Origin of the sequence: Rhodococcus sp. NPDC056960 (assembly GCF_042674125.1) — a bacterium.
Lineage (GTDB): Bacteria > Actinomycetota > Actinomycetes > Mycobacteriales > Mycobacteriaceae > Rhodococcus_F.
On record NZ_JBHURF010000010.1, the window covers coordinates 117,310 to 130,251 of the forward strand.

The following is a 12,942-nucleotide window of genomic DNA, read 5'->3' on the forward strand; positions in this document are numbered from 1 at the left end:
CGCCCGCGGCGAAAATACCCGGGCACTCCGCCGGGAGGTCCTAGAGTTGAGGCAAAAGGAGGCGTACGACTCGTGACTGCCCTGCAGAAGGAACCGATCCTCGACGCGTTGTTCGAGGAATGGAACGTGCTCGACGAGGTGCTGTCCTCGCTGTCCGGCGACGCGTGGTTCACGCCCACCGCGCTGCCCGGATGGACCGTCCACGACGTGACCGCGCATCTCATCGGCACCGAATCGCTCCTCGCCGGAATCTCCGCACCCCACACCAGCATCGACGTCCGCAGCCTCGGCCACGTGCGCAACGAGATCGGGGCGTTCAACGAGGAGTGGGTGGAGGGGCTGCGCGGGCGCCCCGGATCCGAGATGCTCGAGCGGTTCCGGACGATCACCGCCCGCAGACGGTCGGAGCTCGGCGAGATGACCGACGAGATGTTCGCGGCCGAGACCACCACACCCGTCGGCCCGGCGCCGTATCTCCGGTTCATGCGCATCCGGTTGTTCGACTGCTGGATGCACGAGCTCGACCTTCGGGACGCGCTCGCGCTGCCCGGCGACGAGGGGGGCCCGCGCGGCGAGACGGCGTTCGAGGAGATCGCCGGCGCCGTCGCGTTCCTCGTGGGCAAGCGCGGCAAGGCCCCGGACGGGTCGAGGATCACCCTCGAACTGACGGGACCGCTCGCGCGGAACATCCACATCGCCGTGGACGGCAGGGCTGCGGTGGTCGACGAGCTGCCGTCCGCCGCGACGATCACCGTGACCCTCGACTCCCGGTTGTTCACCCGCTTGGCGGGAGGACGGACGACGGCGGCGGACCATCGCGACGAGATCGCGTTGAGCGGCGACACCGCCGCAGGCAAGAGGATCGTCGACAACCTGGCGTTCACGATCTGATCGCGGTGCGCCTGTTCCTGTCCTCGTATCGGTTCGGCGCGGATCCCGCGCCGCTGATGTCGCTCGTCGGGAGCCCGGGGCGGGTCGGGGTGATCGCGGCGGCGGCGGACGCGTGGCCGCGGGCGGCGCGGACCTCCGCGGTCGTGAGCGATGTGATGCCGCTGACGCGTCTGGGGTTCACACCGGAGGAGGTGGATCTGCGCGACTACGTCGGCGAGGACGGCGCGGCGCGGTCAGCTGCGCTCACGGAGCGGCTGGGCGGGCTCGACATGCTGTGGGTGCGCGGCGGCAACACGTTCGTGTTGCGTGCGCAGATGGCCCGGAGCGGGGCGGACCGGGTGATCCCGGATCTGCTGCGGAAGGACTCGCTCGTGTACGCCGGGTACAGCGCGGGGGCGTGTGTGATGACTCCGACGCTGCACGGTCTCGACTCCTCCGATGACCCGGCGGAGGTGGTCGCAACGTGTGGCATGGAGCCGCTCTGGGACGGCCTGGGCGTGGTGGGTTTCGCGATCGTGCCGCATCACCCGCCTGTGGGGCTGTCAGGGGCCGAAGACGTCGTGCCCCTGGAAGACGCGGCCGCCGTGCGGCGCACCGTCACCGCGCTGCGGCTCGCCGGCATCGAATACCGCACCTTGACGGACGATCAGGCGATCGTCGTGAACGGGGATCGAACCGAACTCGTGTGACGACGGCGAGCCCTGCGACGCGGCGGCCGTCAGCCGAAGACGGCGACCGGCACGGAGGGGGCGAACGGAGCCACGCGGTCGAGTGCTGCCCAGGTGACCTCGCAGCGCTTGGCGGTGACCTCGTCGGCGTCCGCGAGAAGCGTGTTGAGAAGGGTCTTGGGGTTCAGGCGCCATTCCTGGACCATCGACCGAACTTCCTCGTTGGTGAACAACCCCGAACCCGCCAGAGCGAAGATCCATTCGTCGAACTCGCCGCGGTGAATCTGTTCGATCGAGTCGTAGTCGATACCACCATCGAGGAACTCGTACGAGAACATCGCGGAGATGTAGCTGCTGGGATCTCGGTGGAGTGCATTCATCGGTGCGGGTCCTTCCAGGGTCGGTGCGGCAAAACCCGGCCCCAACCGTGTTCTGGCTCACATTCAGTGAGAATCTCCGTTTGGGTGTAACGCCTCGCCGGTGTTTGACGATGCAAGACGCTAACCCGTAGAAGCGTGGTTTTGCATTGCCTGGTCGATACGATCCGGTAACAGAGTGGCGAATGTGACCTGTGTTACACCCGATTTGTCCGGGTTCTCCCGCTTCGCGAGACGCCCCTACCTGCATTTTCTCCCCTATACCCGGTTCCCCATGCCATCCGGGAATCCCCCGAAAAAATTCACCCCCCTGATCCCACATCGTGAGACTCCTACGCGTAAGTAACTAACCGATGGGCTAAGGGGGTCCCCCTCCTGCACCGAACGTCCAGGTTGGAGCGATATCCGCGGGTGGGGGTCGGAATCGGTTCAGTTGGACGACCGACCAATTCGAGGACACATGGAGGCGGCTGGGCTACCGTCGGGGCTCCCGACACCCGCATTCCAGGAGTTCCGATGACGGTCACCGACGGCGCTCTCGCAGAGCTCGCCGACGCGCTCCCCCACGGTTGCCTCGTGACCGACCCGGACGTCCTCGCGTCGTACCGACAGGACTGGGCGCGCGACCCCGACGCGGCCCTTCCCCGCGCCGTCGCCCGCCCCACGACGACCGAGGACGTCCAGACGGTGATGCGCTGGGCCACCGAGCACACGGTCCCGGTGATCCCCCGGGGAGCGGGCTCCGGACTCAGCGGCGGAGCCACCGCGGTGGCGGGCAGCGTGGTAATCAGCACCGAGCGCATGCGGCGCATCGACGTGGATCCGGTCACCCGCATCGCCGTGGTCGAACCCGGTCTGCTCAACGCCGAGGTGAAGGCCGCGGCCGCCGAGCACGGCCTGTGGTATCCGCCCGATCCGTCGTCGTTCGAGATGTGCTCGATCGGCGGCAACGTCGCAACCAACGCCGGCGGCCTGTGCTGCGTCAAGTACGGCGTCACCACCGACTACGTCCTGGCGCTGCGGGTGGTTCTGGCGGACGGCACGGACGTGCGCCTCGGCGGTCCGCGCCTCAAGGACGTGGCCGGACTGTCGCTGACCAAACTGTTCGTCGGGAGCGAGGGAACCCTCGGCATCGTCACGGAGGCGACGCTGAGACTGATCCCCGCCCAGCCGCCGTCGAGCACCCTCGTCGCGTCGTTCGCCTCCGTCCAGGCCGCCGCCGACACCGTGCTGACCATCACCCGCACCCTGCGGCCGTCGATGCTCGAGTTCATGGACCGCGCATCGATCGGCGCCGTCGAGGACGCCCTGAAGATGGGCCTGGACCGGACGGCGGAGGCGATGCTGATCGCCCGGTCGGATGCCCCCGGAGCGATTGCGGCGGAAGAGATTTCCGCGATGGCAGACGCGTGCCGGGTCAACGGCGCCACCGAGGTCTTCACCACCGACGACCCCGACGAGGGTGAAGCCTTCGCCGCCGCACGGAGATTCGCGATTCCCGCGGTCGAGAGACTGGGCACCCTCCTGCTCGAGGACGTCGGTGTGCCGCTCCCGAAACTTCCTGCGCTGGTGGCGGGAATCGCCGCGATCTCCCGCGAGCGCGAGGTGATGGTTGCGGTGATCGCGCACGCCGGCGACGGAAACACGCACCCGCTCATCGTGTTCGACCCCGAGGACGCTGCCATGGCCGAACGTGCGCACCTGGCGTTCGGCGAGATCATGGACCTCGCAATCTCACTCGGCGGCACGATCACCGGCGAGCACGGCGTGGGCAGGCTGAAGAAGGCCTGGCTGCCCGACCAGGTGGGCCCGGACGTCATGGAATTGACGCAGCGGATCAAGAACGCCCTCGACCCCTTGGGAATCCTCAACCCGGGAGCGATCCTGTAGCTACACAGGTGAGGTGCGATACCCAATGGTTACCCAGGGGGCTGGTGTGACAGGTGAGGTATTGCTAGCGTGACCGGACCCGACTCGATTCGTCGCAGAGAGGTGCGCTCGTGACCAGACTCCGCCGTGTCGCCTCTCTGGCGATGCCCGTCCTACTCGCTTCTACCTGCACGTTTTTCACGATGACGCCGCCTGTTGCGTCGGCGGCGCCGTGCCTCGGCGGATCCGGCAGCCTCGGATCGGGCAGCGGGAACCAGGGCATCAACCCCATTCCCTGGCTCAACGGCAGCGACGGTCGCCTCCCCGAACTGCGCGGCAAAACTCAGGCTATCGCCCACATCACCGGGCCGCGCAGCGCCAACGACACGATCGGCCGGTTCCGGGTTCTCGGCACCGACCTCGGCATCATGTGGGACAACGGCGGCGGTCAGATCCTCACCGCGTTCGGTGACACGGTGGGGCTGAGCGACAACCCGCTGTGCGGGCTGGTCGGCGACTGGCGCAGCAACATCCTGTTGCGCAGCTCCGATCACGACCTCACCAACGGGATGAGCATCGACAATTCTCCGGTCGACGCACCGAACCATTCCAAGGAGATCATCCAGAGCAAGAAGATTCCCGGCGTGGAGCAGACCGTCATCCCCACTACCGGCATCTCCGTCGGCGAGGGTCCGACCGCGACGCAGTACATCAACTACATGTCCGTGCGGAGCTGGGGCGCCCCCGGCGAGTGGATCACCAACGCCTCCGGCATCGCGTACTCCGTCGACAACGGCGAGAACTGGATCACGGACCCGCTGACACTGCGGCCCAACGTTCCCGCCACGGGTGCCGAGAACTTCCAGATGGGCTCCTACGTCAAACAGGACGGCTTCGTCTACGCGTTCGGCACCCCGTCCGGCCGCAACGGGGACGCCCGGTTGTCGCGGGTGAAGGAAGCGGACATCCGCAACCTGACGGCGTACGAGTACTGGGACGGCAGGGCGTGGGTGAAGTCCAACGCCGTCGTGGCCGCCCCGGTGATCCCCGGACCGGTCAGTGAGTTGTCGGTGCAGTTCAACCAGTACCTCGGCCAGTTCGTCGCGATGTACACCGATGCCGGCAACTCGGTGGTCATGCGCCGCTCCGACCGTCTCGAATCCGGCTGGAGCGAACCCGAAGTGCTGGTGAGCAGCCGGGACGTGCCCGAGTTGTACGGCGCGTACATGCACCCGTGGGCGCAGGGATCCGATCTGTATTTCCTGGCCACCACCTGGTCGGACTACAACGTCATGCTGCTGCGTACCAACCTCGCGGACTGACGGTAATCTGCGAGTGACAGCGTGCGCGGGACAGCGCGCACGCCACACGAGCAGAGGAGCGATCTGTGGCGGCCACGGTGGAGCACGACGTGTCGGAATCCCGGTTCGAGGTCTACCTCGACGGTCAGCTGGCCGGATACGCCGACTACTTCGAGCGGAACGGTGCCCGCGACTTCCACCACACCGTCACGTACCCGCAGTTCCGCGGGCAGGGGCTGGCCGCCGTGGTGGTGAAGGCCGCTCTCGACGACACGAAGACCAGCGGGCTCGCCGTGATCCCGTCGTGCTCGTACGTGGAGAAGTACATCGCCGAGAATCCGAGCTATGCGGAGCTCGTCTGATCCGGTCCGCCCTGCCGTCCGCGCGACGTGTCTGATCGCGGCGGCGGTCGCCCTCGCCGGCTGCGGTTCCGGCAGCGGTTCGACGGATCCGGCGGCGTCCGCGCCGGCCACCTCGGTGGCCCCGCAGCCCGGCGCGTTCGTGGGTGAATGCGGCTCGCTGACCGACGCCGAGGTGTACGAGCGGGCGGGCATCTCCGGGCTCGCTCCGGTGTCGCGCAACGGCATCAAGTGCCGGTGGGAAGCGGGCCCCGAGCGGTACGTGATGTTCACCTGGTACCGCGGCAGCCCCATCGACCGGGAGCGGTCGGTGGCCAAGGGCATCGGTCACGAGGTCCACGACCTCGAGATCGCCGGGCACCGCGGATTCTCGTCGCAGAACGTCGGCTTCTGCGAGGTCGCGCTCGCGACGGGTTCCGACTTCGTGCACTGGCTCGTCCGCTACGGCAGCGGCGCCACACCCGCCGACCCGTGCGCGGCGCCGACCGCGCTCGGTGAGCTCACGTTGGAGAAGGCCAAATGACGGCAGGTCGCCGGCTCGCCGCCGCGTTGGCGTCGGCGATGCTGCTGGCCGGCTGCGGCACGTCGGTCACCGGCACCGCCCTGCCGGAGGGCGCGTCCGCCTCCGGAGACGGCGGCTCGCCGCAGTTCGACAAGCTCCTGCGCGAGTGCGACGCCGTCCCCAACGACAAGATCGCCGAGACGCTCGGCGGCGACGGCATCGACCAGTACTTCTACGGTGCGGTGTGCATGTGGACGGTGTCGTCCGCCGCCGGGTCGATCGACGTGACGTTCGGCTGGTTCGAGAACAACTCGTTGCAGCGGGAGCGGGGTGTGGCGGAACAGCTGGGGTACCAGGTGGAGGCCACGACGATCGCGGGCACGTCGGCGTTCAGCGCCCGGCGACCGGGTGACTCCGCGACGTGCGGGATCACGGCCGCCTACTCCGGCGTCATCACGTGGTGGGTGCAGCAGCGGTCGGGCACCGGCGACCCGTGTGTGGGCGCCCGCACCCTCGCCGAGCTGACCCTGCAACGCAACCAGTAGCGGCCGAAATTCGCTCGCGGTCGCCCCGACCTCGCTGTTAGCGTCGAGGGACCACCGATCGAGCCGACCAGAGGACCCTTGCCGTGACCGCCACCGAGACGGCTGTGACTCGTCGGTTCGGGCCCCTGATCCTCCTGAACGTCGCGACCCTGTTCTCGTCCACGGGCAACGGCATCGTCATCGTCGTGCTGCCGTGGCTCGTGCTCGAGCAGACCGGTCGCGCGTCCGACGCCGCGATCGTCGCGGGCGCGGCCACCCTCCCGTTGTTGCTGTCGAGCCTGTTCGCGGGCACGTTCGTCGACCTGTTCGGCCGACGCCGCACGTCCCTGATCTCCGACTGCCTGTCGGCCCTGTCCGTCGCGGCCATCCCGGTCATCGCGATTACGACGGGTCTCACCGTCACGGTGATCGCCGTTCTCGCCGCGATCGGCGCCGCGTTCGATCCGGCCGGAATCGCGGCCAGGGAGTCGATGCTGCCCGCCGCCACGGCGTCCGCGGGGTGGTCACTCGACCGGATGAACAGCCTCTACGAGGCCAATTACAACGTGGCGTATCTGGTCGGGCCGGGGATCGGCGGCGTCCTGATCGCCACCGTGGGGGCGGTGAACACATTGTGGGTCGCCGCCGCCGGGTTCGTACTGTCCGTCGCGACGATCGCGTTCCTCCGTCTCGAGAACGCCGGCAGACCGGACCTTGCCACGCGCCCGACGTCCATCTGGCACGGCACGCTCGAGGGCCTGAAGTTCGTGTGGCACAACCGTCTTCTGCGCACCATCGCGCTCGTGGACATGGCGGTGGTGGCGCTGTACATGCCCGTCGAATCGGTGGTGTTCCCGGTGTACTTCACCGAGTTGGACAAGCCCGCGCAATTGGGTTCCGTCCTCATGGCGCTGAGCATCGGCGGCGTGGTGGGTGCGCTCGCGTACGGGCCGCTCGCGCCGTTCGTGTCGCGCCGGATGCTGATGCTGGTGGCGGTGACGGTGCTGGGCGCGGCGATGGTCGCGATGGCGTTCCTGCCGCCGCTGTGGGCGATCCTGGCGCTGGCCCTGCTGCAGGGTCTGGTCTTCGGTCCGGTCGGCCCGATCGCCAACTACGCCATGCAGACTCGCAGCCCGGAGCACATGCGCGGACGAGTCACCGGAGTCATGACGTCCACCGCGTACGCCGCCGGACCGCTGGGGTACTTGCTGGCCGGCCCGCTCCTCGACAAATGGGGGATACAGCCGACGTTCTTCGTGCTCGCGATCCCGGTGCTGATCATCGGGCTGGCGTGCTTCGGGTTGCCCGTGCTGAAGGAGTTGGACGCAAAGGTGCCGGTCAATTGAAGCCCATGACGTCGTTGCCCCAGGCGATCCGCATCTCGTGGTCCGGGTCCTGCACGAGGGTGTCCGCGCCGTCGATCAGCAGGGTGGAGCGGTTCTCCTCGTCGTAGGGCGCCCAGTGCTTGGACCCGTCGAGTGCGGCGGGGACGCCGTGCCGGGCGAACGCGAGCCAGCGGCGCTGGATCCGGCCCGACACCTCGAGCGCCGTCTTGCGGCCGCCGAGCCAGAACGTCGGGTCGATGTTGAGGGTGTCGAAATTGCCGAACACGTACGGGAGTTCGGTGGCGTGCCCCGCTCCGATGCGTGCGGCCTTGAGCATCGGCGTGGCCTGATCGAACCGGTACATCCACGTCGGTGAGTGGCGGCTGTGCGCGTCGGCGACCCACAGCGCGGGCATCCGGAACGCGGCGTCCCGGGACATCGCGAGTGCGCCCTTCGGTTTCCCGCGGTCCGGGTACACCGACAGGATGTCGGCGAGCCGGGCGGCGGGCAGTTCGGGGTGATCCGTCGCGATCGCCCGCAGCATCTCCTGCACCGAATCCGACGTGACCGGCAGCAGAGGCGATTTCATGAATTTGAAGATCGACGACTCGTCCTTGTTGGAACCGATGATGAGGGGGATGCGGTGGGAGTAGCCCTTCTGGAATGCGGCCACCGGGTAGCGCGGCAGGAAGTCACGGTCCACCACGGGCGCCATCGCCAGTGTGCCGGGGATCTTGACGGGCACCTCGTTGACGAGGGTGTCGCTGGCCTCGATGATCGTGCGGTACGGCAGGCGCAGCAGCGTGTCGATCTGCCCGGGCGCCACGTCGAGGATGTCGAGGAACTGTTTCCCGACGGTGGCGGCCCGCTCACCTCCGTAGACGGACGTGGCGGGTGGGCTCTGCGCGATCGCGCGGTGGAACAGCCCTTCCGCGCTCGGACACGTCATCAGCGTGGTGATCGACCCGGCCCCGGACGACTCCCCGAACACCGTCACCTCGTCCGGGTCGCCGCCGAACGAGGCGATGTTCTCGCGCACCCATTCGAGGGCCGCGACCTGATCGCGCAGCCCGCAGTTGGTCTCGAACACCCGGCCGGCGGTCGAGAACGACGACAGGTCGAGGAATCCGAGCGCCCCCACCCGGTAGTTGAACGAGACCAGCACGACATCCCCGAGGGTGGACAGGATGCGCCCGTTGTAGATGCCCTGCGCCGCGGTTCCCAGGCAGTACGCGCCGCCGTGGATCCACACCATCACCGGCCTGGGCGTGCCGTCGGGTCGCGGCGCCCACACGTTCACCGACAGGCAGTCCTCGTCGATCTCGAGTCCGGCGTCGATCGGGACGGCGGTGCTGTGCCCCTGCGGCGCCATCGGGCCGAAGTCGACGCAGTCGCGCACACCCTCCCACGGCGCGGGCGGGACCGGCGCGCGGAACCGCAGATCGCCGACGGGGGCCGCGGCGAACGGGATGCCCTTCCATGCGTAGACGTCGCCCTCGGGGTAGCCGCGCAACTCGCCGTCCCGGGCACGGACGACGAGCGTGTCGCCGGACTTCTCGACATCCACGGACGAATCTCCTCACGCAGCGCGTACCGGGAATCTCTGGCCAAACTACCAACGATGAGCAGGCAGGGCCTTTCCTTCCCGGACACGGGCGGTGCTAGGGTCGGCTTGTTCTGACACGGGGTGCTCCGCACGGGCGGGGCTGAGAACACACCCGGGAACCTGCTCAGGTAATGCTGACGAAGGGATGTCAACGTTGTGAATAGCTCTGTCCAAGACGCTGCCGGCGCCGGCCAGCACGCCCGATTCACGGACCACTTGTGGGACCGGACGAAGGTGCTGCGCGAAGCGATCGACGAACTCGAGTTCCTGCGCCGCCTCGGTGACGGGACGCTGCCGCTGGACGTGTTCCGCACGTACATCGAGCAGGATTTCCTGTACCTGACCGGGTACGCGAAGGCGCTGTCGCTGGTGGCCGCGCATGCACCGGGTCCCGTCGAGGCGGGTTTCTGGGCGGGTTCGGCAGCCGAGGCCGCCACGGTCGAGGCCACCCTGCACCAGAATCTGCTGACCAGCGGACGGCTCCCCGCGTCGGACGCGGATCCGCAGCATTCGCAGGCCTGCCTCGGGTACATCTCGTACCTGACCGCCGTGGCAGCCACGGAACCGTACGCGGTGGCCGCGGCCGCGGTGCTGCCCTGCTTCTGGATCTACGCGGACGTGGGACGCCGGCTCGCGGCGAGCGCCCGTGACGTGCTCTCCGCCGACCCGTCGCACCCGTACGCCCAGTGGGTGACCACGTACGACGCGGAGGAGTTCCACGCCGCCGTCGCCCGGGCCCGCGAGTTGGTGGACGCCGCCGCCGAGGCCGCGACCGATGCCCAGCGTGAGGAGATGGTGGAGGCGTTCGTGATCGCCAGCCGCTACGAACTCATGTTCTGGGACACCGCACTCAACAAGCAGGAATGGCCGGCGTCGTGACACTCTTCTCTCGCACCAAGCGCGCTGCCACGGCAGCCGTCATCCTCGTCTCCGCCCTGTCGATGCTCACCGGCTGCGCCGGTGACTCGCAGTCGGACGACACCATCCGGTTCGCACTCGACTGGACCCCGAACACCAACCACACCGGTCTGTTCGTCGCGCAGCAGCAGGGCTATTTCGCGGACGCCGGACTCGACGTGCAGGTACTGCCGTACAACGACACCTCCCCCGACACTCTGGTCGATGCCGGGAACGCCGAGTTCGGGGTGAGCTTCCAGAGTTCTGCGACGTTCTCGAAGGCGGCGGGCGCGCAGACCACGTCGGTCCTGGCCCCGCTGCAACACTGGGCGACCGGCATCGCGGTGAAGGCGGATCGCGCCGACATCACCCGCCCCCGGGATCTGGACGGCAAGATCTATGCCGGTTTCGCGGACCCGGACGGCGAGGAGACGCTGAAGCAGATCATCCGGAACGACGGCGGCAAGGGCGAATTCACCACCGTCACGCTCGGCACGTCGGCGTACGAGGCCGTCTACTCCGGCACCGCCGACTTCACCGTGTCGTTCTTCGGCTGGGAAGGCATCGAGGCCGAGCACCAGGGCACGCCGATGCGCTACTTCCACTACACCGACTACGGCTTCCCCGACGCCTACGCACTGGTCATCGAGGGCAACGAACAGTGGATGGCCGATCATCCCGAGCAGGCCCGCAAGTTCGTCCAGGCGCTGCAACGCGGCTACCAGTTCGCCGCCGACCAGCCTGATCAGGCGGCGCAGATACTGATCGATGCGAACCCCGGCGCCTTTCCGGACGAGTCCCTCGTCAAGGAGAGCCAGCAGATGTTGTCGTCCGAATACATGAAGGACAGTTCCGGCAAGGTCGGAACCCAGACGGCCGAGAAGTGGGCGGGATACTCCGGCTTCCTGTTCCAGCACGGCCTGCTCACCGGCCCCGACGGGGCACCGCTGACCACGGAACCCGACTGGTCGACGTATTTCACCAATGAGTACCTCGCTCAGCCCTGACACGAGTCTCGGCACCACGGCCCCGGGCACGTCCTCGCTGCTGCGACGGACGGTGCCCGCGGTCGTGGTCGTGGCGCTGCTACTCATTGCCTGGCAGGCGTACGTGACGGTCAGCGGTATCCGGCCGCAGGTGCTGCCGTCTCCGCTGCGCGTCGTCCAGCAGGGTTGGCGGGCGCGGGACGCCATCTCCGGTCACGCGTCCGCGACGCTGCAGGTGACCCTGATCGGCTTCGCGGTGTCCCTGCTCTGCGCCTGGGCGCTCGCGGTGCTCGTGGACTTCTCGCCGTGGCTGCGGCGCGCGTTCGTTCCGCTGTTCGTGGTGTCGCAGACGCTGCCGATCATCGCGATCGCGCCGCTGATGATCATCTGGTTCGGTTTCGGGCTGCTGCCGAAGATACTGGTGATCGCCCTCGCCACGTTCTTCCCGATGACGATCGGCCTGATCGAGGGTTTCGCCGCGGCCGACCGGGAGGCGGGTGCGCTGCTGCGCAGCATGGGCGCCTCGCGGTGGCAGGAATTCCGCTACGTTCGGCTCCCGTCGGCGATCCCCCGGTTCTTCACCGCCCTGCGGATCGGCATCACGTATGCCGTGGTGGGTGCCGTGTTCGCCGAATACGTCGGTGCGACGTCCGGTCTCGGCATCTACATGGCGACGCAGAAGAACTCCTTCCGCACCGATCTCGTGCTGGCCGCCGTCCTCGTGACGGCCGTGATCAGCCTCAGCCTGTATCTGCTCACGTTCGCGGTCGAACGCGTCGTCGCCCCCTGGATCAAGAACGAGAGGGCCCGGCATGAGTGAGACCGCGCGCGTCGCACTGTCCGGTATTTCCAAGGGATTCCCGGTGCGCGGCGGCATCCGGCCCGTCCTCGACGACATCTCGTTCACCGTCGAACCCGGCGAGTTCGTGTCGGTGATCGGCCCCAGCGGGTGCGGGAAGAGCACCGCGTTCGCCATGCTCGCCGGTCTCGACCGACCGGACTCCGGCACCGTCACCATCGGCGGCGAACCCGTCCGTCCCGCAGGCAGCGTCCCCTCGAAGTGCGCGTACATGCCGCAGAAGGACCTCCTGTTCCCGTGGCGCAGTGTCCTCGACAACACCACCCTCGGCCTCGAGGTGCAGGGCGTACCCCGCAAGGAAGCGCGGGACAAGGCCCGCGAATTGTTCTCCGTGTTCGGTCTCGGCGGATTCGAGGACGCCCGCCCCAGCCAACTGTCCGGCGGGATGCGGCAACGCGCCGCGATGCTCCGCACCGTCGTCCAGGACCGTCCGGTGCTGCTGCTCGACGAGCCGTTCGGCGCCCTGGATTCGTTGACCCGCACCGAGATGCAGACCTGGTTGCAGGACGTCTGGCAGCGCTACCGGTGGACCGTGCTGATGATCACCCACGACATCCGGGAGGCCGTCTACCTGTCCGACCGGGTGGTCGTGCTGTCGGCGCGACCCGCCACCGTGCGGCGCGAGGTGACCGTGGGCCTGCCCCGCCCCCGCGAACTGTCGATGATGACCTCGCCCCAATTCGCGGACGTCGAACACGAACTGCTGGGGGTCCTACACGAGGAGTCGCGGCGGGCGCTCGTCGAACAGGAGTCGGGCAGACGCTGAAACCTGCGGCGT

14 protein-coding genes and 1 riboswitch are annotated in these 12,942 nt (G+C 68.1%); of the genes, 12 read left to right on the forward strand and 2 right to left on the reverse strand.

Annotation, left to right across the window (positions count from 1 at the left end; genetic code table 11):
* Nucleotides 1–72: 72 nt before the first annotated feature.
* Nucleotides 73–891: a maleylpyruvate isomerase family mycothiol-dependent enzyme gene (locus tag ACFTWF_RS17595; RefSeq protein WP_378462474.1), complete on the forward strand. Its 819-nt coding sequence runs from the start codon at nucleotides 73–75 to the stop codon at nucleotides 889–891.
* Nucleotides 892–896: 5 nt separating this feature from the next.
* Complete coding sequence (locus tag ACFTWF_RS17600; RefSeq protein WP_378462475.1) at nucleotides 897–1,580, forward strand: Type 1 glutamine amidotransferase-like domain-containing protein; 684 nt, start codon at nucleotides 897–899, stop codon at nucleotides 1,578–1,580.
* 29 nt (nucleotides 1,581–1,609) lie between these two features.
* Here the strand turns inward: ACFTWF_RS17600 and ACFTWF_RS17605 are convergent, their stop codons facing one another.
* The gene (locus ACFTWF_RS17605) at nucleotides 1,610–1,939 is read right to left on the reverse strand and encodes a hypothetical protein (RefSeq protein WP_005254150.1); all 330 of its coding nucleotides are present in this window, start codon (nucleotides 1,937–1,939) and stop codon (nucleotides 1,610–1,612) included.
* Between the two features lie 513 nt (nucleotides 1,940–2,452).
* On the opposite strand from ACFTWF_RS17605, the gene ACFTWF_RS17610 reads away from it, so the two are divergent.
* The 6 genes from ACFTWF_RS17610 (at nucleotide 2,453) to ACFTWF_RS17635 (ending at nucleotide 7,837) form a co-directional block, all read left to right on the forward strand.
* Complete coding sequence (locus ACFTWF_RS17610) at nucleotides 2,453–3,826, forward strand: FAD-binding oxidoreductase (RefSeq protein WP_378462476.1); 1,374 nt, start codon at nucleotides 2,453–2,455, stop codon at nucleotides 3,824–3,826.
* A 182-nt stretch (nucleotides 3,827–4,008) separates the two neighbouring features.
* Nucleotides 4,009–5,127 (forward strand): DUF4185 domain-containing protein, encoded by a 1,119-nt coding sequence (locus ACFTWF_RS17615; protein WP_378462477.1) that lies wholly within the window; start codon nucleotides 4,009–4,011, stop codon nucleotides 5,125–5,127.
* A gap of 65 nt (nucleotides 5,128–5,192) precedes the next feature.
* Nucleotides 5,193–5,468, forward strand: coding sequence for a GNAT family N-acetyltransferase (locus ACFTWF_RS17620; protein WP_378462478.1), 276 nt, complete (start codon nucleotides 5,193–5,195; stop codon nucleotides 5,466–5,468).
* Complete coding sequence (locus ACFTWF_RS17625) at nucleotides 5,452–5,988, forward strand: DUF3558 domain-containing protein (RefSeq protein WP_378462479.1); 537 nt, start codon at nucleotides 5,452–5,454, stop codon at nucleotides 5,986–5,988. Before ACFTWF_RS17620 ends, ACFTWF_RS17625 begins: the two co-directional genes overlap by 17 nt.
* Complete coding sequence (locus ACFTWF_RS17630; protein ID WP_378462480.1) at nucleotides 5,985–6,512, forward strand: DUF3558 domain-containing protein; 528 nt, start codon at nucleotides 5,985–5,987, stop codon at nucleotides 6,510–6,512. Before ACFTWF_RS17625 ends, ACFTWF_RS17630 begins: the two co-directional genes overlap by 4 nt.
* A gap of 83 nt (nucleotides 6,513–6,595) precedes the next feature.
* Nucleotides 6,596–7,837: an MFS transporter gene (locus ACFTWF_RS17635; RefSeq protein WP_378462481.1), complete on the forward strand. Its 1,242-nt coding sequence runs from the start codon at nucleotides 6,596–6,598 to the stop codon at nucleotides 7,835–7,837.
* Here the strand turns inward: ACFTWF_RS17635 and ACFTWF_RS17640 are convergent.
* On the reverse strand, nucleotides 7,830–9,383 hold the full coding sequence (locus ACFTWF_RS17640) for a carboxylesterase/lipase family protein (protein ID WP_378462482.1): 1,554 nt from the start codon (nucleotides 9,381–9,383) through the stop codon (nucleotides 7,830–7,832). The genes ACFTWF_RS17635 and ACFTWF_RS17640 overlap by 8 nt on opposite strands.
* 106 nt (nucleotides 9,384–9,489) lie before the next feature.
* Nucleotides 9,490–9,585, forward strand: a riboswitch (TPP riboswitch).
* On the opposite strand from ACFTWF_RS17640, the gene ACFTWF_RS17645 reads away from it, so the two are divergent.
* The 4 genes from ACFTWF_RS17645 (at nucleotide 9,579) to ACFTWF_RS17660 (ending at nucleotide 12,930) form a co-directional block, all read left to right on the forward strand.
* Nucleotides 9,579–10,301, forward strand: a complete 723-nt coding sequence (locus ACFTWF_RS17645) for a TenA family protein (protein ID WP_378462483.1) — start codon at nucleotides 9,579–9,581, stop codon at nucleotides 10,299–10,301. (Overlaps the previous riboswitch by 7 nt.)
* Entirely contained in the window at nucleotides 10,286–11,326 is a 1,041-nt protein-coding gene (locus ACFTWF_RS17650) for an ABC transporter substrate-binding protein (RefSeq protein WP_378462484.1), read from the forward strand. The genes ACFTWF_RS17645 and ACFTWF_RS17650 overlap by 16 nt, the downstream gene beginning before the upstream one ends.
* Entirely contained in the window at nucleotides 11,304–12,125 is an 822-nt protein-coding gene (locus ACFTWF_RS17655) for an ABC transporter permease (protein WP_378462485.1), read from the forward strand. Before ACFTWF_RS17650 ends, ACFTWF_RS17655 begins: the two co-directional genes overlap by 23 nt.
* The gene (locus ACFTWF_RS17660; protein WP_378462486.1) at nucleotides 12,118–12,930 is read left to right on the forward strand and encodes an ABC transporter ATP-binding protein; all 813 of its coding nucleotides are present in this window, start codon (nucleotides 12,118–12,120) and stop codon (nucleotides 12,928–12,930) included. Before ACFTWF_RS17655 ends, ACFTWF_RS17660 begins: the two co-directional genes overlap by 8 nt.
* Nucleotides 12,931–12,942: the final 12 nt, after the last annotated feature.